Origin of the sequence: Thiosulfatihalobacter marinus, from assembly GCF_016019955.1 — a bacterium.
GTDB lineage: Bacteria > Pseudomonadota > Alphaproteobacteria > Rhodobacterales > Rhodobacteraceae > Shimia > Shimia marinus_A.
Genome location: NZ_JAECRZ010000004.1, coordinates 1 through 19,592, shown reverse-complemented (window position 1 = coordinate 19,592; position 19,592 = coordinate 1). Strand labels below are relative to the sequence as shown.

Sequence of the window (19,592 nt, the reverse complement as noted above, 5' to 3'; positions counted from 1 at the left end):
CCGCCCTTTCCGCATTCCCTGTTAAGATTGGTAAACGCGGCTTGGTTAGCGAAGGGTTAACGCCGCCCTACAAAAGCGCCATGAAGGCGGGCCAGGCGGCGGGATCGGCGATGGTCTTGTCGCGGCAGAACCGGTTGCAAAACCCGATGCGGCGCCCGTCGATTTCCAGCACGTGCCGCACGGGACGCCCCGAATAGGGGCAGGTGGCATTTTCCGCGCCGGTTCCGTCCACGGCTTGCGCCGCAAGCGGTTCCGGGCCGGGCCAGGGGCGGGTTTCAGAGGGTTTGGCGTACCAGGGCAGGGTTTTGCCGTGCACAAGGCCCATCGCGCGCCAGCGGCGGAAGGCCGGATCGGCCAGGTGGGCGTTGACATAGGTCTGCGCGGCGTCGCCCACCGGCAGGTTATACCCGGCGATACGGGCGGCCACCGGTGCAAAAAAGGCATCCGCCGCCGAATAGGCGCCGCAAAGCCAGGGACCGTCGCCGCCACAGGCGGTCCGGGCGTGGGACCAGATCGTTTCCAGCCGGCCGAGATCGGCCAGAACCGCGTCGGAGGGCGCGGCGTCGGCATAGCTGAGGCGTAGGTTCATCGGGCAGTCACCGCGCAACGCGCCAAATCCCGCATGCATTTCCGCCGCCAGTGTCCGGGCGGTGGCGCGGGCGCGCGGATCGGCAGGCCACAGACCGGCCCTGGGGTGGCGGCTGGCCAGTTCTTCGGCAATGGCGAGGCTTTCGGAGATCACCGCGCCTTCGGGGGTGATCGCGGTGGGCACGGTGCGCGCGGGGGCAAATTCGGCCAGCTGCGCAGCCACGGAGATTTCCGAGAAATCCAACATGCGCGTGGTCCGGTCGATGCCGAATTTTTCAAACAACAGCCAGCCGCGCAGCGACCAGGAGGAATAGGCGTAATCGCCAAGGAAAAGCTGATAGGTCATGATCCCAGCCTAGCGATGGTTGATGTATTGCCAAAACGAAAGCTTTTGACGGGGCCCATCACGGATTGTGATTGACATGGCCCAGCGCCCAGCCGTCGGGGCGGATGGCAATGGTTGTGACCGAGAGATTGTCGATCCGGTGGGAAAAGGCCTGGGCGGCGGTAAGATTGTCGGCCCGCTGGATCTGGGTGAGGATCATGCCGAAATGTGCCACGACAACGATGTTGCGCCCGCAATGGGCCGCGATCAGCCGGTCGATGGCGCGGTTGACGCGCGCGGCCGTGTCATGCCAGCTTTCGCCGCCGGGGGGGCGGACATCGCCGGGGGTTTCCCAATAGGCGCGGATGCGTTCGGGATCCGTGGCCTCGATTTCGCGAAAGGATCTCAGTTCCCAGTCGCCGAAATGGATTTCGCGCAACGCCGGATCGTGCGGCAGGCGGGGGCGGTGGGCCTGAATGGCATCCGCGGTGGCCGTTGCGCGGCTGAGATCGGAACTGATGACAAGCGCGTCTGCGGGCAGGAACGCGGACAGGCGCCCAAGCGCCCCGGTGTCGGACAGATCAGCGGGCAGATCGGACCAGCCGACCATGGATTTGGCATGGGTGGGGCCATGGCGCACCAGAAAAAGATTGGTCATGGCAGTTCCCCGCTGAGCAGCATCGGCAGCCCCGCCACCACCAGCACGGCCAGATCGGCGCGCGCGGCGATCTGTTGGTTGAGCCTGCCCTGCGCGTCGCGAAACCGGCGTGCGAGCGCGTTGTCGGGCACCACGTCAAGGCCGACTTCGTTGGACACCACCACAACACGTCCACGGCAATTGTCCAGCGCCAGCAACAGGTTCCGGACCTCCAGTTCCAAATCGGATTCGGCCAGGAGGTGATTGGACAGCCACATGGTGGCGCAATCCAGCAGCGCCACCTCGGTCGGGGCGACCGTGTCCAGCGCCTCGGCGGCGGCGAGCGCGGTTTCCACCGTGCGCCATCGCGCGCCGCGCTGTGCGCGATGGGCGGCGATCTTGTCGTGCATTTCGGCGTCGAAGGCCTGAGCCGTGGCAATATAGACGCGTGGCGCGCCGGTCCGCACGACAAGCGACTCGGCAAAGGCGGATTTGCCCGAGGCCGCGCCGCCAAGGATCACGGACAGTTTTGCAAGCATGGATTCCCCCTGGCCGGTTGCGGGCGGCAAATGTGCGCAAATCCGGGCACAAGCGCAAGGTGGGCAGGTTGAATCCGAGGCGCGTTGGTGCCATTTCATGACCCATGAAGCATCATTTGTCCCTTGCCGTGATCGCCACGCTGATCGCAGCGCCGCTGGTGGCGCAGGAAATCTCCGCCGGGGCGCTGGCCTCTTTTGGCGACCGGGATGTGATCGTGCTGGGGGAATTGCATGACAATGGCTTTCAGCACGCCAACCAGGCCGCGGCGGTGCGGGCGCTTGCCCCCAAGGCCGTGGTGTTTGAGATGCTGACGCCCGAAAAGGCAGGTTTGATCACGCCGGACCTTTTGGCGGATGCGGACGCACTGGGTTTGGCGCTGGACTGGGCCAATAGCGGCTGGCCGGATTTTTCGATGTATTACCCGATATTTGCCGCCAGCGGCGGGGCGGCGATCTATGGCGGGCTGGTGCCGCGCGCGGTGGCGCGGGAGGTTGTGCAGAGCGGCGCGGTGGCCGAGCGTTTCGGCCCGGATGCGGCGCGGTTCGGGCTGGTGGGCGATTTGCCCGGCGCCCAACAGGCAGAGCGGGAAGCCTTGCAGATGGCGGCGCATTGCGATGCGTTGCCCGAAGACATGCTGCCGGGCATGGTGATGATCCAGAGGCTGCGGGACGCGACCCTGGCGCGCACGGTGGTGCAGGCGCTGGAAGACACGGGCGGGCCGGTGGTGGTGATCACCGGCAACGGCCATGCGCGCACCGATTGGGGGATGCCGGCGCTGTTGCCGGAGGGGCTGAATGTTGTGTCCGTGGCACAGCTGGAGGCGGCGCCAGAGGGTCCACAGCCCCATGATGCCTGGATCGTGACACCCCCTGTCGCGCGCGAAGACCCCTGCGCCGCCTTTCGCTGACGCTTGCTTGCTTGTGTCGCGCGCCCGTGCGGCCTAAGTTTGGGGCGGTTCGGCTGCGGAGGGCGCCAAATTGCTGACAGACAAGCGGATTTTGCTGATCATTGGGGGCGGAATCGCCGCGTATAAATCGCTGGAAATGATCCGGCGCCTGCGCGAGCGGGGCGCCTGGGTGACGCCGGTGCTGACCCGTGCCGGAGAGGAATTCGTGACACCGCTGGCGGTGTCGTCGCTGGCGGGCGAAAAGGTGTATCGCGATCTGTTCGACCTGACGGATGAGGCCGAGATGGGCCATATCCAGCTGTCGCGCTCGGCCGATCTGATCGTGGTCGCGCCGGCGACGGCGGATTTGATGGCCAAGATGGCGCACGGGCTGGCCAATGATCTGGCCTCGACGCTGTTGTTGGCGACCGACACGCCGGTTCTGATCGCGCCGGCGATGAATGTGCGCATGTGGGAGCATCCGGCAACGCGGCGCAACGTGGCAACGCTGCGCGGCGACGGCATCGCGGTGGTTGGCCCGAACGAGGGCGACATGGCCTGCGGTGAATTCGGGCCGGGGCGGATGTCGGAACCGCTGGAGATCGTGGCGGCGATTGAAACCGCGCTGGCCGAAGGGCCGCTGACCGGGCGGCGGGTGTTGGTGACATCGGGCCCGACGCACGAGCCGATCGACCCGGTCCGCTATATCGCCAACCGCTCGTCCGGGGCGCAGGGCACGGCGATCGCGCGGGCGCTGGCGGTGATGGGGGCGGATGTGGTGTTTGTCACCGGGCCGGCGGAGGCGGACCGCCCCGAGGGGGTACATGTGGTGGAGGTGCAGACCGCAGCCGAGATGCTGGCGGCGGTGCAGGGCGTTTTGCCGGTGGATGCGGCGGTGTTCGCGGCGGCGGTGGCGGATTGGCGCGTGGCCAGCGCGTCCGGCAGCAAGATCAAGAAAGACAAGGGAAAAATGCCCGTGCTGGAATTTGCGGAGAACCCCGACATTCTGGCGATGGTAAGCCGGATGGGCGACGGGCGGCCGCAATTGGTGGTGGGGTTTGCCGCCGAAACCGACGATGTGATCGCCCACGCCACGGCCAAGCGGCTGCGCAAGGGCTGTGACTGGATCGTGGCAAATGATGTCAGCCCGGAAACCGGGATCATGGGCGGGACAGAGAACGCGGTGACGCTGATTTCCGATGCGGGGGCCGAAAGCTGGCCGCGCATGGGCAAGGACGAGGTGGCGCATCACCTGGCCAGCCGGATCGCGGCGGCGTTGGAAACATGACAGAGCCGGTAACGATCAGGGCGCGCTGGGTGGAAGGGGCAGACCGCGATGTGCCGCTGCCCGACTATGCGACACCGGGCGCTGCGGGGGCGGATGTGCGTGCCAATTTCCCGCCCGATCGGCGCGGCGGCGTGGTGTTGGAGCCGGGTGCGCGGGTGTTGGTGCCGACCGGGATTTGTGTTGAAATTCCTGAAGGTTACGAAGTTCAGGTGCGGCCCCGGTCGGGGCTGGCGCTGAAACATGGCATCACGTTGCCCAACGCGCCGGGCACCATCGACAGCGATTATCGCGGGCCGCTGGGGCTGATCGTGATGAATGCCGGACGGGATCCGTTCGAGATCGCTCATGGGATGCGTATGGCGCAGCTGGTGGTCGCGCCGGTGGTGCGGGGCCGGTTCGAGATCGCCGGGGCGCTGGGCGATACCGGGCGCGGTGTGGGCGGATTTGGATCGACCGGGGTGAAATGATGGGTCTTGTTCTGGCGCTGGCCGGTCTGTTGTGGGGCATTGGTGCGATGATGAAGGCCCCGTATTCGGCGCGCTGGTCGATGATCGGTGTGCTTTATGTGGCGGTGTTGGGGATGCAGCTTGTGCTGCCCGAGGCCAACCCGTTGCGACAGGGTACGGGCGGCAGTCTGGCGATGTGGCTGATGATCGGTGGCGCCGTGGCGCTGGTGCTGAGCTATCGGCAGGGTTTGCGATGGCTGCGCAAGCGGGTGCCCGCGCCGGACCAATCGCCGGGACAGCCGGGCGATGCCCCCTTCTCTGACACCGAACTGAACCGCTATGCGCGCCATATCGTGCTGCGCGAGATTGGCGGGCTGGGGCAGAAAAGGCTCAAGGACGCCAGGGTTCTGGTGATCGGCGCGGGGGGGCTTGGATCGCCCGCCTTGTTGTATCTGGCAGCCGCCGGGGTGGGCAGGATCGGCATCGTGGATGACGACGTGGTGGACAATTCCAACCTGCAACGGCAGGTGATTCACCGCGACGACGCGATCGGCACGCCCAAGGTGTTTTCGGCGCGCGATGCGATGGTGGCGCAAAACCCGTTTGTCCAGGTCAGGCCCTATCAGCGGCGTCTGGGCGAGGAAGACGCCGTCACGTTGATCGCGGATTATGATCTGGTGCTGGATGGCACGGACAATTTCGAAACCCGCTATCTGGTCAATCGCGCCTGCGTGGCGCTGCGAAAGCCGTTGATCTCGGGCGCGTTGTCCCAGTGGGAGGGGCAACTGAGCGTCTTTGACCCGGCCAGTGGAACGCCCTGTTATCAGTGCATTTTTCCCGAGGCCCCGGCGGCCGGTCTGGCACCCGGATGCGCCGAGGCGGGCGTGATCGGCCCGTTGCCGGGCGTGGTGGGTACAATGATGGCGGCGGAGGCGATCAAGGTGATCACCGGCGCCGGAGCGGCGCTGCGCGGCGACATGATGATCTATGACGCGCTGTGGAGCGAAACCCGCAAGATCGCCCTGAAACGGCGCGGGGACTGTCCGGTATGCGGGGAGGACACCCGCGCCTAAAGCACGCGCCCCAGATCCGCGATCAGATCCTCGGCATCCTCAAGCCCCACCGACAGGCGGAAAATCCCGTCCCCGGCATAGGCGCGGTAATCGGCAAGTTGAGCGCCGTCCAGCCGGAAGGACGTGTCCATCAGCGCCCGGGTGCCCATCCAGAAAATCAGGCTGCGGTGATGGCCCAGAGACACCGCGTAGTGAATGGTTTCCAGCCGTTCGATCATCGCCTGGGCCAGGGCTTCGCCCTGATCGGCGCTGCCCACCTGGAACGAGATCATGGCGGACATGTTGCGCATCTGGCGTTGGGCCAGATCGTGCTGGGGGTGGCTGGGCAGGCCGGGATAGATGACGCGGGTCACGGCGGGGCGGGTTTCGAGCCAGCCCGCCACGGCGCTGGCCCCGGCCTCGTGCGCTTTCATGCGCAGCGGCAGCGTGGCCAGCCCGCGCGCGATCAGCCACGCGTTGAACGGTGACATCACGCCGCCATGGTGGATGGCGGCCTCGCCGCGCATCCGGGCGATCAGTTCATTGCTGCCGGCCACCGCGCCGCCCACGGCATCGCCATGCCCGCCGATATACTTGGTCACGGAATGCAGGATCAGATCGACCCCAAGCGCGCGGCAATCCTGTCCGAGCGGTGAGGCAAAGGTGGCATCGCACGACAGCAGCGCCCCGGCGCCATGGGCCAGGGCGGCGATGGCGGCAAGATCGGTCAGCCGCCCGATCGGATTGACCGGGGTTTCGGTGTGGATCAGCCGGGTATCGGGCCGAAGCGCGGCGGCCACGGCGGCGGGATCGGACATGTTCACGGTGGACACCCGGATCCCGAGACGCGGCAGCGTATCGCGGGCCAGCTCGGCAACCCCCGCATAAGACACGTCCGAGACAATGACGTGATCGCCCGCCGACAGGAAAGTGAGGAAAATCGCGGTGGCCGCGGCCATGCCCGAAGCAAGACAGAGACAATCCGCCGTGCCTTCCAGCGCGGCGATTTTCTGTTCCAGCATCCGAACGGTGGGATTGCCCCAGCGCGCATAAAGATAGGCGCTGTTGTCTTGCAGGTCATGAGCGGAAAACCCGGCCACCTGATCGGTGACGAAGGTCGAGGACATGTGCAGCGGCGGGGCCGAGGCCCCGGTGGCCGCATCGGGGCCTTCCCCGGCATGTATGGCGGTGGTCATCACACCCCTGGGGCTGTTGCGGTGGGTCATGGTTTCCTCCGTTTGTCGCGCCAAAGGGTGCGGGCGGCAAAGATAGATTGCAAGCCCGATTGCGGCGCGAGCGTGCGGTGCTTAGGTTGGCGCCAAAGGAGACACGCCCCATGACCAACCCGCTTTTGTCCGAGTGGACAACGCCGTTTCATCTTGCCCCGTTCGACGCGATTTCGGATGCGGATTTTGCCCCGGCCTTCGAAGAGGCGCTGAGCGCGCACGAGGCCGAGATCGCGGCGATTGCCGGGGCTGGCGCGCCGCCGACATTCGCCAACACGATCGAGGCGCTGGAGAGGGCGGGGGCGCAGCTGGACAAGGTGTTGTCGGTGTTTTTTACTGTTGCCGGAGCCGACAGCAATCCGGATCGCGAGGCATTGCAGCGCGCGTTCTCGCCCAGATTGGCGCAGCATTCGGCCGGGATTTCCTCCAACAAGGCGTTGTTTGCCCGCGTGGCGGCAGTCTGGGCGGCGCGCGACGGGCTGGATCTGAGCGACGAGCAACGCCGCGTGCTGATGCTGACCCATCGCGGGTTCGTGCGCGCGGGCGCGGCGCTGACGGGGGCAGAGGATGCCCGGATGCAGGAGATCAAGGGGCGGCTGGCGGTGCTGGGCACGGCGTTCACGCAGAACCTTCTGGCGGATGAGCGCGACTGGTTCATGGAACTGTCTGAGACTGATCTGGAAGGTCTGCCCGATTTCGTCGTGCAGGCGGCACGGACAGCGGGGCAGGACAAGGGCGCCATGGGTCCGGTCGTGACGTTGTCACGCTCGCTGATCGTGCCCTTCTTGCAGTTTTCCCCGCGCCGGGATCTGCGCGAGCGGGCGTTTCGGGCCTGGGCGGCGCGTGGTGCGAACGGGGGGGAAACCGACAACCGGGAGATCGCTGCGGAAATCCTGGCGCTGCGGCAGGAGCGGGCCGCGCTGCTTGGGTATGAGAGTTTCGCGGCCTACAAGCTGGAAACCGAAATGGCCAGGACACCGGGCGCCGTGCGCGACCTGTTGATGGCGGTATGGCAGCCGGCGCGCGCGCGGGCCGAGGCGGATGCCGCGGTGCTGACGCAGATGCTGCAAGATGATGGGGTGAACGGGCCGCTGGAGCCGTGGGACTGGCGCTATTATGCGGAGAAACGGCGCAAGGCCGAGCATGATCTGGATGAGGCGGCGTTGAAACCATATCTTCAACTGGACCGCATGATCGAGGCGGCCTTTGACTGTGCCAACCGGCTGTTCGGGCTTGAGTTCGCGCCGCTGGATGTTGCGTTGTATCACCCCGATTGCCGCGCCTGGGAGGTGACGCGGGACGGGCGGCACGTGGCGGTGTTCATCGGGGATTATTTCGCGCGCGGCTCCAAACGATCGGGTGCGTGGTGCTCGGCGATGCGGGGGCAGGCGAAATTTCCCGAATCACAGGCGCCGGTGGTGATCAATATCTGCAATTTTGCAAAGGGCGATCCTGCGCTTCTGAGCTATGACGATGCGCGCACGCTGTTTCACGAATTTGGCCATGCGCTGCATCAGATGCTGTCGGACGTGACCTATGAAAGTGTGTCGGGAACATCCGTGGCGCGCGATTTCGTGGAACTGCCCAGCCAGCTATATGAACATTGGCTGGAGGTGCCCGAGGTGTTGGCAAAATTCGCCACTCATGTGGATACAGGCGCGCCGATGCCCAGGGCGATGCTGGACAAGGTGTTGGGCGCGGCCAATTTTGACATGGGCTTTCAGACGGTGGAATATGTGGCCTCGGCGTTGGTGGATCTGGCGTTTCATGATCGCGCGGCCCCCGCTGATCCGATGGCACGGCAGGACGAGGTTCTGACGGCGCTGGACATGCCCCACGCGATCACCATGCGCCATGCCACGCCGCATTTCGCGCATGTCTTCGCCGGCGACGGGTATTCGTCGGGCTATTACAGCTATATGTGGTCCGAAGTGATGGACGCCGACGCGTTTGCGGCTTTTGAAGAGGCTGGGAGCGCGTTCGATTCTGACACTGCCCGCGCCTTGGAAGGACATATCCTGTCAAAGGGGGGAACCGTCGAAGCAGATGACTTGTACTTGAGGTTTCGAGGGCGTTTGCCCGGTATCGAGGCGCTGCTCAAGGGGCGTGGATTGGTCGCGTGACCAAGTGAAGGGGGCGCTGCCCCCTCTTGGCCTTTCAGGCCAATTCACCCCCGGGATATTTGGGGCCAAAAGAAGGCTCAGGGCGCTTCATCACTTCTTTTGGCCTGAAATATCCCGGGGAGTCGCGGGCTTGCCCGCGGCGGGGCGGAGCCCCAAGGCTCGCGTGCAGCGCGAGCCACGCCCAACCATCGGGTGGCATCCACGATGCCATGCCGGTGGGCGGGAGAGCTTTGAACGGCTTCAGATTGTCTGGTCGTATTCACCGACGCCAGGCTCGGTACGGATCACGTCGTTGAGGGCGTCGAAAATGGCGCGCATTTCGGCCTCGCTTTCCGCGCTTTCGCAGACCACGACCAGATTTGGGGTGTTGGATGAGGCCCGCACAAGACCCCAACTGCCATTGTCCAGGATCACGCGCGCGCCGTTGACTGTCACTACGTCCTTGATGGTGCGCCCGGCAAAGCCTTTGCCAGCTTCGTGCATGCCGACCAGCTTACCCACCAGACGTTCAAGGATGTCGTATTTCTCGGTATCGGCGGCATAGGGTGACATGGTTGGTGTTGACCATGTCTTGGGCAGAGCCTTGCGCAGGTCCGACATGGATTTGTCGGGGTTTCGGTCCATCAGCTTGCAGATCTCAACCGCCACACGCATTCCGCAGTCATAGCCGCGCCCGATTGGTTCGGCCAGGAAATAGTGGCCGGATTTTTCGAACCCCGCCAGGGCGCCGATTTCCTTGACGCGGCGTTTCATGTGGCTGTGTCCGGTCTTCCAGTAATCGGCGGTCACACCATTGGCCTGCAATACCGGGTCGGCGGCAAAAAGGCCGGTTGATTTTACGTCGGCCACGAAAGTTGCGTTGGGATAGATCCTGGACAGGTCGCGGGCCATGATCACGCCCACCTTGTCGGCAAAGATTTCTTCGCCTTCATCGTCCACCACGCCGCAGCGATCGCCGTCGCCGTCAAAGCCCAGCGCAAGATCGGCGCCGGTGGCACGAAGCGTATCGGCCATGTCATGCAGCATGTGCATGTCTTCGGGGTTGGGATTGTAGTTGGGGAACGTGTAATCGAGTTCGGTGTGGGAATGCACAACCTCGACTCCGATGCGCTCGAAAATCTCGGGTGCAAAGGCGGCGGCGGTTCCGTTGCCTGTGGCGCACACCACCTTGAGCGGGCGCGACATGCGGAAATCGCCCACCAGATCGTCGATATAGGCCTCTTTCACGCCTGGCGCGAATTCATAGGCGCCGCCGGGCGCTTCGTCGAAGTCGCCATTGAGCACGATATCGCGCAGCTCGGCCATTTCGTCGGGGCCATGGGTAAGCGGGCGTTCAAAGCCCATTTTCACCCCGGTCCAACCATTCGGATTGTGGCTGGCGGTGACCATGGCGACGGCTGGTACGTCCAGGTGAAACTGTGAGAAATAGGCCATGGGCGAGAGGGCCGGGCCGATATCCTTGACGGTGATACCGGCACGCATCAGGCCCAGGATCAGCGCCTGTTTGATGGCCACGGAGTAATCGCGGTAATCGTTGCCCACGGCGATGACCGGGTCGATGCCGCGACGCCGGATCTGGGTGCCCAGGCCAAGACCGAGGGCTGTCATGCCGGGCAGGTTGATCTCGTCCGGAAATTTCCAGCGCGCGTCATATTCGCGAAAGCCGGTAGGCTTGATCATCGGGTCGCGCAGGAATTCCCAGGTGTTCGGGGATACCTCAAAAATGGGGCGGGTCATGGAAATGTCTCTCTTCTGGGCGTTCAAAGGGTAATGGGATGGGCCTTGGCCAGGCGATCAAAAGCCATCAGCGTTTCGATCAGGTCAGGCATTTGGTGCAAATGAATCATGTTTGGCCCGTCAGACGGGGCTTTGTCCGGGTCTTGATGGGACTCGATAAAAACAGCCGCGATGCCCAGCGACACGGCGGCGCGGGCCATCACGGGGGCAAATTCGCGCTGTCCGCCCGAACTGCCTCCCTGGCCGCCGGGTTGCTGCACGGAATGGGTGGCGTCCATGACCACCGGATATCCGGTTTGCGCCATGCGGGGCAGGGCACGCATGTCGGCGACCAGCGTGTTATAGCCAAAAGACGTGCCGCGCTCTGTCAGAAGGATGCGCCGGTTGCCGGTGCTTTCGACCTTGGCCACCACGTTGTCCATGTCCCAGGGGGCCAGGAATTGCCCCTTCTTGACGTTGATGGCCGCGCCGGTCTTGCCGGCGGCGAGCAACAGATCGGTCTGGCGGCACAGGAAGGCCGGGATTTGCAGCACGTCCACGGCATCGGCAACGGGTGCGCATTGCGCCTCGGTATGCACGTCGGTCAACACCGGGACGCCAATCGCGTCACGCACGCCCGACAGCACCTTGAGGCCCCCGTCGATCCCCAAACCGCGCCTGCCCGAGACCGAGGTGCGGTTGGCCTTGTCATAGCTGGCCTTGAAGATGTACTGCGCCCCGGCGGCGTCGCAGGCCTCTTTCAGGCGGCCCGCGATCATCTGGGCGTGATCGGCGCTTTCAAGCTGGCAGGGGCCGGCAATTACCGTCAGCGGGCAATCGTTTCCAACGGACAATCCGCCAATGTCGACATGGTTCATCTACGAAGACACCTGTTCTCTGAGGATCGATGCGGTGAGCGAGATCATCAGATAAATGCCCGAAAAGATGAGAAAGGCCAAGACGGTGTTTTCGAAACTGCGCGGATATGACGGATCCTGGCTGGCCACCGGTTCGACACTGGTGGTGAGGTAGCGCACCTGGCGGTTGGCCTCCAGCTCGGTCTGTTTCAGGGTTTGCAGCGCGGATTGCATCAGCAGGTCGGCGGTGGCCAGATCGGCCTGTGCCATCTGGATCTGCGCGGTTTGCTGGGCCAGCGAGCTTCCCCCGGCATGGGCCTCGGTCATCTTGTCGCGCAGCCGATTCAGCAGCTCCTGGAGGCGGCGCACGTCGCCCTCGACCCCGGCCATACGGGCCCTGTTGGGGCGCGGATTGTCCTGGAGCGCGGCGAGTTGCAGCTCTTTTTCCTGGAGTTGGATTTCCACGTTGGAAATCTGGTTGCGCAGTGACACGATCACGCCTTCGGGATCAAGCACCGAGTTTTCCTGAAGGCCGACAAGGGCGGCCTGGGCGGCGCGCCGTTCGGCGGTGGCCTTTTCCAGACTGGCGCGGGCATCGCGCATCTGGTCTTCACGCTTGCGTTGCGACAGGTCATCCACACGGGTTTCGGCATAGCCGATCAGGGCCTGGGAAAACCGCGCGGAAACGGCCGGATCCGGGGTGGACACCTCCATTCGGATCACGCCTTCGGTCGGGTCATAGCCGATTTTCACGTATTTCTTGTAAAGTTTGTAGGCGGATTCGTGCGAGGCATTTTCGGGCAGGCGCTGAATCGGGTCGATTGCGGGATTCGAAAATACCGCCTTGAAGCCTTCGTCCCGGTCCAGGCGCACCATGGCGTCCTTGGATGCAAGATAGCTTTGGGTCGCGATACTGTCCTGGTTGGTGGCGAATTGCGTGCCCGACAGCAACGAGCCAAGCCCGGAACCGCCGGCATTGTCTGCCTGAAGGATCAGGAATTCCGCCTTGCTGGAATACATGGGTGTGGCGACCGAATAGAAATACCAGCCCGCGAAAAGAGTGGGCAGGAAGACAAAGGCCGAAAGGCGCGCCAGCATGAGCAGCAACCGGCGGCGCCGACGGCGGGCGATATCGCGCTGGATCTGACCGATTTCCATCGCGCGCATGTCCGCAGGCGAGCGGGATTCGGTGGAGGGCAGGGTGTTCTTGTCCACCGGCATGGTCTGGGGCAATTGCACCTTGTTTTCGGCCAGCCTGGCAGGGAGCTGATCCTGACCCTGTTTCTGGTCTGCCGGAACCAGTTCAAGCATGTTGGTGTTCTGGAACGGGTCGATCCCGGCGGCGCGCAACAGGCGCACCGCGTCATAGTCGGAGGTTGCGGCCAGCCCGTTTTTCTGCGCCATGCGGCGGGCCAGACGCAGCTGGCGCCCGGTCAGACCCTCGCGCTTGATGTCGTCGATTTCCTGTTCGGGCGTCTTGCTGCGCCCGGGGGCAGGCGGTTTGCCGGTTGTGGCGTCGCGCGTTGGCAGGCTTGTGACCGGGGCGGCGGATTGCGCGGCCTGTGCCGGGGCCGCCGCGGTGGCGGCGACCGATGCCGGAGCCGCGCCCGGCGCCTCTGTTGCGCCCGGTCCGGTCCGGCGGATGCGGAACTTCTTAGCCTTGGGTTTGGTAGTCATAAAGCTGCTTTGCCTCTTCCAAGGTGTCGAACATATAAAGCTTGCCGTTCAGCAGCACGGCTGCCGAGCGGGCGAATTTTTCCAGAACCTGCGGCTGGTGCGACACGATCACGATGGTTGTTGTGCGCAGACGTTCGCGCAGGATCTCGCCGGCCTTGCGGTTGAAATCGACATCCGTCGAAGAGGGCATCCCCTCGTCGATCAGGTAGATATCGAAGTCCAGCGCCAGCAACAGCGCAAAAGTGAAACGGGCGCGCATCCCGGATGAATAGGTGCCCAGCGGCTGTTCGAAATATTCGCCAAGGCCACAAAGCCAGCGGCAGAACGCCTCGACGTAATCCGGGTCCAGCCCGTAAAGCCGCGCGATGTAGCGGCTGTTTTCGACCGCGGTATGCTTGTTCACCACGCCGCCCATGAAACCCAGCGGAAAGGAGATGCGGCAGTCGCGCCGGATCACGCCTTCGTCCGGCTTCTCCAGCCCGGCCATCATGTTGATCAGCGTGGTCTTGCCAGTGCCGTTGGGGGCCAGGATGCCCAGGGAATTGCCCAGTTCAACGCGAAAGGACACGCGGTCAAGGATCACCTTGCGCTGCGTACCGGTCCAGAAGGACTTACTCACATTTTCGAACTCGAGCATCGACTGCTCCCGGGCTGCTCTGCCGTTACCCTACACCAAGAACCCTTAACGCTCTGTCGGCGTCTTGGGGGTAATATGTCGGATTGCATGGCGGTTTAGCAACTGTCTGAGGCAAGATTAGGGCGAGAAACGCGAAAAACCGGCGCGCGGGCACCGGTTTTTGCGAGTTGCATGGGGTGTCGGGTTCAGAAGTGTTGTTTTTGAACCCGGAGCAGCTTGCCCGCGATGATCGCGACAATTGCCGCGGCAAAGGAGAAAAGCGCGCCCATCTTGGCCGCGTCCTGAACGGGTCCGGCCTCGAAAGCGACCGAAGCGACAAACAGCGCCACGGTAAAGCCGATCGCCGCGACAAAGCCGATCACCACCAGATCGATGATGCGCATCCCTTCGGGTATGCCAAGGCGCAGGGGAACGGCGGCGATCCACCCCATCAGCAGGATGCCTACGGGTTTGCCGATCAGCAGGCCCGCCAGCACCAGCCAGGTGGCATCGCCCATCGACGAAAACTGTACCCCGGCATTGAGCAGGCCAAAGAAGAACAGGATAATTTCCACCGGGCGCTTGAGCGCGTGTTCCATCACATTGAGCAAATCGTGCAGATAGGTTTCGGCCTCGGCAAAGAAGCCAAAGGCGCGGTCGGCGTGCGGAATGGTCGGCACGATCGGCAGCAGGCCCAGGGCCGGGTGCAGGCCGGAACGCATGAAGCCGTACCAGCTGAACCCGGCGGCGATGAAATAGGGCACGAAATGCAGGTTCTTGCGTACCCAGGTCGAATTGGGCCGCGCCTGATTGCCGCGGTCCAGATAACGCGGCAGCCAGTTGGCCAGCAGGAACACCGTTACCGCCGCCGCCGCCGACATCAGCAGCCATTGTGGCGCCAGTTCACCGGACGGATAGAAAATCGCCAGAATGATCAGCCCCATCGCGTCGTCGGCAATCGCCAGAAGCAGCAGAAAACGCACCGCCGGGTGGCCCGCGCCGAACACGACGCGCCCGACCAGATAGGAAAACGCGATGTCCGTGGCGGTGGGAATGGCCCAGCCATTTGCCACGGCGTCATAGGTATCCGACCCCAGGATCATCGCCAGGCCCAGATAGACGGTAATTGGCCCCAACATGCCACCCGCCGTCGCAAACAGGGGCGTCGCCGCCTTCTTGCCGCGCAGCGAGCCGTTTTTCAGGATCACGGCTTCCCAGACTTCCTTGGCCGCGATGGCAAAGAACAGCGCCATCAACAGGTCGTTCACAAGATAGTGAAGCGTAAGCGTGCGGTAGTCGCCATGAACAGCCCCGATGGGCGCCTTGTCCCAGATCTTGAATTCAACGAATTCATAGTAGCTGGCATAATCCAGGTTCGCCCAGATCAGTGCAATCACTGCACCAATGATCAGCAATAGCGAATATTCGTTCAGAAAATTCCAGACACGATACATCACGTTTCCACCCTTGTGTCAGTTTGCGCGCGGGCTTAGCGGAATTCCGACGCAGGGGCAACGGCTGCATGGCAAGAGAGTGTTTCTGTCGCGGGCGATAATCCGTCCGCGCCCGTTTTTTGAGCGCTCTGCGGCGCGGGGTCAGGTGACGGCCTGCCAGGCCAAGCCGGCCATCAGTGCGCCCAGCATGGCATAACCGATATAGGCCGCGAACACGCGCGGCTTGACCAGCGCCCATACCGCGATTGCGGCGGGAATGCTGCTGACTCCGCCGGCAATGACAAAACTCATCGCCGCGCCATTGGACATGCCCTGTTCCAGAAGCCCGGCCACCAGCGGCACGGCGGCATAGCCGTTCAGATAGGCCGGCGCCCCGACCAGCGCCCCAAGCAGGATCGGCATCAGGCCAGTGCCGCCCAGAATTCCCGCAATCAGTTCGGCCGGCACATAATAAATCATCAGAGCTTCGATCGTATAGGCCAGGGCCAGCCACTTGAGCAGGAACAGCATGTTGTCCAGAGCCACGTCGCGAAAGGTCGCGCGCCGCATCGGCTCGGTCCAGAAAGCCCAGACAGGGCGGCCGGAAAACGGCTGTTTGACACCACAGCACCCGCCGATATGCGGCTTTTCACGCAGCGGATCAGCAAAGACCGGCGAATTCTTCAGCACCATGGTGCCAAATCCGCCCAACAGGCCAAGGCTGACCGCGGCCGCCGTCTTGGCCAGCGCAAATTCGATCCCCAGCGTGCCGGATGTGATCGCGAACATGGCCGGGTCCATCAGCGGCGAGGCCAGCCAGAAGGCCATGACCGCCGAAAGCGGCGCGCCCATTGCCAGCAGGGCGGCGATGAACGGAATGACCTCGCAGGAACAGAACGGGGATAAGCCACCCAGCAATGCGGCAAACAGAATCATGCGCAGTTCGTGCCCCATGAAGGCGCGCGCCAGCAGGTTTTCCGCGCCGGTTGCCTTGAGAAAGCCGATCGCGGCGACGGCAAACAGAATGAAGGGCGCGGTCCCCAAAAGCGCGCCTGAGGCAAATGTCACCACGGGCAGGAAGCGGGCGCTGTCCATCACGGCCACCGCCAACAGGATCAGGACCAGCGCGGTCCAGGCCTTGTCGATTCGGGCCAGGCGCGCGCCAAGCGTGGCAGGGGATTGGGTTGTGTCTGTCATGTTCAGGATCCTTGCGGGGCGCCGTCGGCGCAGCATTCTTTCATCAGGAAGTCCGAGAGCGCGCGCACGGCGTCATAGGCGACCGCCGCACAGATGATCGACCGCCCCTGTCTTTCCTGGGTCACAAGCCCCGCCTGGGCGAGGATCTTCATGTGGTGGGTCAGGGTCGAGCCGGTCACGCCGCTGCGTCTGCCCAGTTCGCCGATCGAAAGCCCGGCATGGCCCGCGCGCACCAGGCAGCGCAGCACGGACAGGCGTTGTTCGGACCCGAGCGCGGCAAAGCTGGACGCGGCGAGGGTCAGCGAGAGGTCGGTGGGGTTATCATGTTTCATATTTCTAGAAATATCGAAATGAATGAGTCGCGCAAGTGTTATTTCGATAATTGCCGAAATAATTGACGCGCGCTATAGGAGGTGAATGGACCTTACCTCGGAAATCCGGGCCTGCCGCCTGTGCGCAAACCGGTTCGCCGCGACGCCCACGGCCCATGCGCCGCGCCCGGTGGCCTGGTTTCGCCCCGGCGTGCGCATTCTGATCGCCGGTCAGGCCCCCGGCGCACGGGTCCATGCCAGCGGGCGGCCCTTCAGTGACCCGTCCGGCGCGCGCCTGCGCGACTGGATGGCGGTGGACGCGGATACGTTTTATGACCGCAACAAGGTTGCCATCCTGCCAATGGCGTTCTGTTTTCCCGGCACCAATGCAAGCGGCAGCGATCTACCACCGCCCGCGATTTGCGCCCGAACCTGGCATGACCGGGTGATGGCCGATCTGGGCGAGGTGCCGCTGACCCTGCTTGTGGGCGGTTACGCGCAAAAATGGCACCTGGGCTCCGGCACCGGCGTTACGGACACCGTGCGCCGCTGGCGCGACCATGCGCCCGCCCGCTTTCCCTTGCCTCATCCGTCCTGGCGCAATACGGCATGGCTGAAGAAACACACGTGGTTCGCGGCAGACCTTCTGCCCGACCTGCGCGCGCGCATCAAGGAGGTGCTGTCATGACCACGCCAACTCCGCTGGACCTGGCCCATGAAGCGATGGAAGCCGCCCCCGGGGACGCCGCCGCGCGGCTGCGCTTTTACGAACGCCTGGCGGATGCGGAACTGTTCCTGCTGCTGGAAAAGGAAGCCGGGGACGACAGTATCGCGCCCGAGATCTTCGACACGTCGGATGCGCGGTTCGTACTGGTCTTCGATACCGAGGCACGCCTGTCGCATTTCGTCAACCGTATCGCGCCCTACGCGGCCCTGTCGGGACGCGCCATCGCCGCCATGCTGTCTGGCCAGAACATCGGCCTGGCCGTCAACCCCGAGGTCGCCCCAAGCGCAATCCTGATCCCGCCCCAGGCGGTGGGGTGGCTGGCCGATACGCTGACCCATGCCCCCGATCAGGTCGAGGCCAGGATCACCGGGATGACCGCGCCCGCCGGCCTGCCCGAATCCCTGATCACGGCGCTGGATGCCAAGCTGTCCACGGCGGCGGGTCTGGCGGACTGGGCCGGCCTTGTGGGGGTGACATATGACAATGGTGCCCGGTCGCACCTGTTGGGCTTTGTCAATGCCGTGCCCGCCGCCCGCGCCGCGCTGGCCGGGGCCGTCAACGAGGCGCTCACCTTTTCCGGGCTGGAAGCCGCCGCCCTGGATGTCGGCTTCTTTTCAGCGGATGATCCCGTCACCACCCGGCTGGGCCGCGCCGGACTGCGCTTTGATCTGCCAGAACCAGCCCAACCGGCGGATTACGTGCCCGCCCCACCGGGCAGCGACCCGGCCAAACCGCCAAAACTGCGCTGATCCGTCTTCATTTTGCCGGAAATACTCCGGGGTGAATTGGCCGAAGGCCAAGAGGGGCTGGCCCCTTGTCGCCTCAATACCCGGCGTCGCGGTCCACGAGATGCACAAACGGTTCGCCCGCCGCGCCGCGCCGGATATTTTCGGCGATCACCTGCGCCGACGTGCGCGGGCGGGTTTCCGAGGCGATATGCGGTGTGACCGTGACCCGCGGATGCGCCCAAAAGGGGTGGCCCGCGGGCAACGGCTCCACCCGGAACACATCCAGCGTGGCATGGGCAATGCGCCCGGTATCCAGCGCCGCCAACAGCGCTTCGTCATCGATCAGCTGCCCGCGCCCGGGATTGATCAGACAGGCGCCTGCCGGCATCAGCGCGAGGTTTTGCGCATCCATCAGGTTCTCTGTCGCCGTGGTCAACGGCACCAGCAGGATCAGGATATCCGCCCGTGAAAGCGCGTCCCGCAACCCGTCCGCACCGGACAGGCAGGTCACACCCGGGATGGCCTTGGGCCGACGGCTCCAACCCGTCACCGCAAAGCCCAGCCCTGCCAGCGCCTCCGCACAGGCCGACCCCAGCGCGCCCAGCCCAAGAACGCTCACCCGGCGGTCCGCGGCCAGCGGCGGCACATGCGGCCGCCAGTCCCCGTTCTGGCCCAGAATCTGCGCGTCCATGCCAAGGTGATGACGCAGCGTGTGCCCCGCGACCCACTCCACCATGCCACGCGTCATGCCCGGATCGACCATGCGGGCCAATGGCTGTGTCAGGGTCGGATTGCCAACCACGTTTTCCACCCCAGCCCACAGGTTCAGCACCGCCTTGCAACGGGTATAGGGGGTGAAATCCTGCACCGAACCATTGGGCGCATAGATGATGTAATCCACCGCCTCGGGCTGAAAATCCATGCGCAGATCCACGGCCAGTCCGGCTTCGGCAAAGGCGGCCTTCAGCGGCGCCTCATATTTGTCCCAGCGGTCGGCCCTGGCGGCGAAAAGGGCGTTTATCATGCGAATTCTCCCGGTGGTCCCATGCGGCAGTCAGGCCATATTTCGCGACGCGGGGCAAGGGGGGCCGCCGGGGGCACGCCCCCGCGGCCCCGGCCCACCCGCCCACCAGCCCCCCGCAGCGGGCGGCGGTGACGGGGGGGGGCCCCCTCGCAGCGCGGCCGGGGCCCATGGGCGCGTTGCGCCACGCCCAAAGCC

Annotated in this window: 19 protein-coding genes; 7 read left to right on the top strand and 12 right to left on the bottom strand. The window is 64.4% G+C overall.

The window, feature by feature from the left end; translation table 11 throughout:
• Positions 1–67 precede the first annotated feature (67 nt).
• Genes I3253_RS07225 through cobU form a run of 3 tightly spaced genes read right to left on the bottom strand, consistent with a single transcriptional unit; the run spans position 68 to position 2,089 of the window.
• Positions 68–934 (bottom strand): glutathione S-transferase, encoded by an 867-nt coding sequence (locus I3253_RS07225; protein ID WP_197916987.1) that lies wholly within the window; start codon positions 932–934, stop codon positions 68–70.
• A 58-nt stretch (positions 935–992) separates the two neighbouring features.
• Positions 993–1,571, bottom strand: coding sequence for a histidine phosphatase family protein (locus I3253_RS07220; RefSeq protein WP_197916986.1), 579 nt, complete (start codon positions 1,569–1,571; stop codon positions 993–995).
• A complete protein-coding gene (gene cobU, locus I3253_RS07215) occupies positions 1,568–2,089 on the bottom strand; it encodes a bifunctional adenosylcobinamide kinase/adenosylcobinamide-phosphate guanylyltransferase (protein ID WP_197916985.1) in 522 nt (173 codons plus the stop codon). The genes I3253_RS07220 and cobU overlap by 4 nt, the downstream gene beginning before the upstream one ends.
• Positions 2,090–2,193: 104 nt before the next feature.
• Between cobU and I3253_RS07210 the strand changes: the two genes are divergently transcribed.
• The 4 genes from I3253_RS07210 (at position 2,194) to I3253_RS07195 (ending at position 5,783) form a co-directional block, all read left to right on the top strand.
• Positions 2,194–2,997, top strand: a complete 804-nt coding sequence (locus tag I3253_RS07210) for a ChaN family lipoprotein (protein ID WP_197916984.1) — start codon at positions 2,194–2,196, stop codon at positions 2,995–2,997.
• A gap of 70 nt (positions 2,998–3,067) precedes the next feature.
• Positions 3,068–4,264, top strand: coding sequence for a bifunctional phosphopantothenoylcysteine decarboxylase/phosphopantothenate--cysteine ligase CoaBC (gene coaBC / locus I3253_RS07205; protein ID WP_197916983.1), 1,197 nt, complete (start codon positions 3,068–3,070; stop codon positions 4,262–4,264).
• Positions 4,261–4,731, top strand: a complete 471-nt coding sequence (gene dut, locus I3253_RS07200; protein ID WP_197916982.1) for a dUTP diphosphatase — start codon at positions 4,261–4,263, stop codon at positions 4,729–4,731. The genes coaBC and dut overlap by 4 nt, the downstream gene beginning before the upstream one ends.
• Entirely contained in the window at positions 4,731–5,783 is a 1,053-nt protein-coding gene (locus I3253_RS07195; protein WP_197916981.1) for a HesA/MoeB/ThiF family protein, read from the top strand. The genes dut and I3253_RS07195 overlap by 1 nt, the downstream gene beginning before the upstream one ends.
• Here I3253_RS07195 and I3253_RS07190 read toward each other — a convergent pair.
• The gene (locus I3253_RS07190) at positions 5,780–6,988 is read right to left on the bottom strand and encodes a trans-sulfuration enzyme family protein (protein WP_197916980.1); all 1,209 of its coding nucleotides are present in this window, start codon (positions 6,986–6,988) and stop codon (positions 5,780–5,782) included. The genes I3253_RS07195 and I3253_RS07190 overlap by 4 nt on opposite strands.
• 110 nt (positions 6,989–7,098) lie before the next feature.
• Between I3253_RS07190 and I3253_RS07185 the strand changes: the two genes are divergently transcribed.
• Positions 7,099–9,111, top strand: coding sequence for a M3 family metallopeptidase (locus tag I3253_RS07185; RefSeq protein ID WP_197916979.1), 2,013 nt, complete (start codon positions 7,099–7,101; stop codon positions 9,109–9,111).
• A 240-nt stretch (positions 9,112–9,351) separates the two neighbouring features.
• On the opposite strand, the gene I3253_RS07180 is transcribed toward I3253_RS07185, so the two are convergent.
• The 7 genes from I3253_RS07180 to I3253_RS07150 all read right to left on the bottom strand — a co-directional run bounded on the left by I3253_RS07180 (position 9,352) and on the right by I3253_RS07150 (position 16,939).
• A complete protein-coding gene (locus tag I3253_RS07180) occupies positions 9,352–10,848 on the bottom strand; it encodes a phosphomannomutase/phosphoglucomutase (protein WP_197916978.1) in 1,497 nt (498 codons plus the stop codon).
• 23 nt (positions 10,849–10,871) lie between these two features.
• Positions 10,872–11,705, bottom strand: coding sequence for a 3-deoxy-8-phosphooctulonate synthase (gene kdsA / locus I3253_RS07175; RefSeq protein ID WP_197916977.1), 834 nt, complete (start codon positions 11,703–11,705; stop codon positions 10,872–10,874).
• The gene (locus I3253_RS07170; RefSeq protein ID WP_197916976.1) at positions 11,706–13,361 is read right to left on the bottom strand and encodes a capsule biosynthesis protein; all 1,656 of its coding nucleotides are present in this window, start codon (positions 13,359–13,361) and stop codon (positions 11,706–11,708) included. It lies immediately after the preceding gene.
• The gene (locus I3253_RS07165) at positions 13,339–13,998 is read right to left on the bottom strand and encodes an ABC transporter ATP-binding protein (protein WP_197916975.1); all 660 of its coding nucleotides are present in this window, start codon (positions 13,996–13,998) and stop codon (positions 13,339–13,341) included. The genes I3253_RS07170 and I3253_RS07165 overlap by 23 nt, the downstream gene beginning before the upstream one ends.
• Before the next feature lie 185 nt (positions 13,999–14,183).
• On the bottom strand, positions 14,184–15,431 hold the full coding sequence (locus I3253_RS07160) for a Na+/H+ antiporter NhaA (protein WP_197917311.1): 1,248 nt from the start codon (positions 15,429–15,431) through the stop codon (positions 14,184–14,186).
• Positions 15,432–15,572: 141 nt separating this feature from the next.
• Positions 15,573–16,607 carry a permease gene (locus tag I3253_RS07155; RefSeq protein ID WP_197916974.1) on the bottom strand — a complete coding sequence of 345 codons (1,035 nt, stop codon included), beginning with the start codon at positions 16,605–16,607 and terminating at the stop codon, positions 15,573–15,575.
• A gap of 2 nt (positions 16,608–16,609) precedes the next feature.
• Positions 16,610–16,939 carry an ArsR/SmtB family transcription factor gene (locus I3253_RS07150; RefSeq protein WP_197916973.1) on the bottom strand — a complete coding sequence of 110 codons (330 nt, stop codon included), beginning with the start codon at positions 16,937–16,939 and terminating at the stop codon, positions 16,610–16,612.
• Positions 16,940–17,024: 85 nt separating this feature from the next.
• Between I3253_RS07150 and I3253_RS07145 the strand changes: the two genes are divergently transcribed.
• Both I3253_RS07145 and I3253_RS07140 read left to right on the top strand, forming a co-directional pair.
• Positions 17,025–17,606: a uracil-DNA glycosylase family protein gene (locus tag I3253_RS07145; RefSeq protein ID WP_197916972.1), complete on the top strand. Its 582-nt coding sequence runs from the start codon at positions 17,025–17,027 to the stop codon at positions 17,604–17,606.
• Positions 17,603–18,394 (top strand): SseB family protein, encoded by a 792-nt coding sequence (locus I3253_RS07140; protein WP_197916971.1) that lies wholly within the window; start codon positions 17,603–17,605, stop codon positions 18,392–18,394. The genes I3253_RS07145 and I3253_RS07140 overlap by 4 nt, the downstream gene beginning before the upstream one ends.
• Positions 18,395–18,467: 73 nt before the next feature.
• Here the strand turns inward: I3253_RS07140 and I3253_RS07135 are convergent, their stop codons facing one another.
• Entirely contained in the window at positions 18,468–19,397 is a 930-nt protein-coding gene (locus I3253_RS07135) for a 2-hydroxyacid dehydrogenase (protein WP_197916970.1), read from the bottom strand.
• Positions 19,398–19,592 lie beyond the last annotated feature (195 nt).

Excerpts from the sequence above, each read along its gene's own strand:
- I3253_RS07225 (WP_197916987.1), bottom strand. The coding sequence starts at position 934 with ATGACCTATCAGCTTTTCCTTGGCGATTACGCCTATTCCTCCTGGTCG.
- I3253_RS07220 (WP_197916986.1), bottom strand. The coding sequence starts at position 1,571 with ATGACCAATCTTTTTCTGGTGCGCCATGGCCCCACCCATGCCAAATCC.
- cobU (WP_197916985.1), bottom strand. The coding sequence starts at position 2,089 with ATGCTTGCAAAACTGTCCGTGATCCTTGGCGGCGCGGCCTCGGGCAAA.
- I3253_RS07210 (WP_197916984.1), top strand. The coding sequence starts at position 2,194 with ATGAAGCATCATTTGTCCCTTGCCGTGATCGCCACGCTGATCGCAGCG.
- dut (WP_197916982.1), top strand. The coding sequence starts at position 4,261 with ATGACAGAGCCGGTAACGATCAGGGCGCGCTGGGTGGAAGGGGCAGAC.
- I3253_RS07195 (WP_197916981.1), top strand. The coding sequence starts at position 4,731 with ATGGGTCTTGTTCTGGCGCTGGCCGGTCTGTTGTGGGGCATTGGTGCG.
- I3253_RS07190 (WP_197916980.1), bottom strand. The coding sequence starts at position 6,988 with ATGACCCACCGCAACAGCCCCAGGGGTGTGATGACCACCGCCATACAT.
- I3253_RS07185 (WP_197916979.1), top strand. The coding sequence starts at position 7,099 with ATGACCAACCCGCTTTTGTCCGAGTGGACAACGCCGTTTCATCTTGCC.
- I3253_RS07180 (WP_197916978.1), bottom strand. The coding sequence starts at position 10,848 with ATGACCCGCCCCATTTTTGAGGTATCCCCGAACACCTGGGAATTCCTG.
- kdsA (WP_197916977.1), bottom strand. The coding sequence starts at position 11,705 with ATGAACCATGTCGACATTGGCGGATTGTCCGTTGGAAACGATTGCCCG.
- I3253_RS07170 (WP_197916976.1), bottom strand. The coding sequence starts at position 13,361 with ATGACTACCAAACCCAAGGCTAAGAAGTTCCGCATCCGCCGGACCGGA.
- I3253_RS07165 (WP_197916975.1), bottom strand. The coding sequence starts at position 13,998 with ATGCTCGAGTTCGAAAATGTGAGTAAGTCCTTCTGGACCGGTACGCAG.
- I3253_RS07160 (WP_197917311.1), bottom strand. The coding sequence starts at position 15,431 with ATGTATCGTGTCTGGAATTTTCTGAACGAATATTCGCTATTGCTGATC.
- I3253_RS07155 (WP_197916974.1), bottom strand. The coding sequence starts at position 16,607 with ATGACAGACACAACCCAATCCCCTGCCACGCTTGGCGCGCGCCTGGCC.
- I3253_RS07150 (WP_197916973.1), bottom strand. The coding sequence starts at position 16,939 with ATGAAACATGATAACCCCACCGACCTCTCGCTGACCCTCGCCGCGTCC.
- I3253_RS07145 (WP_197916972.1), top strand. The coding sequence starts at position 17,025 with ATGGACCTTACCTCGGAAATCCGGGCCTGCCGCCTGTGCGCAAACCGG.
- I3253_RS07140 (WP_197916971.1), top strand. The coding sequence starts at position 17,603 with ATGACCACGCCAACTCCGCTGGACCTGGCCCATGAAGCGATGGAAGCC.
- I3253_RS07135 (WP_197916970.1), bottom strand. The coding sequence starts at position 19,397 with ATGATAAACGCCCTTTTCGCCGCCAGGGCCGACCGCTGGGACAAATAT.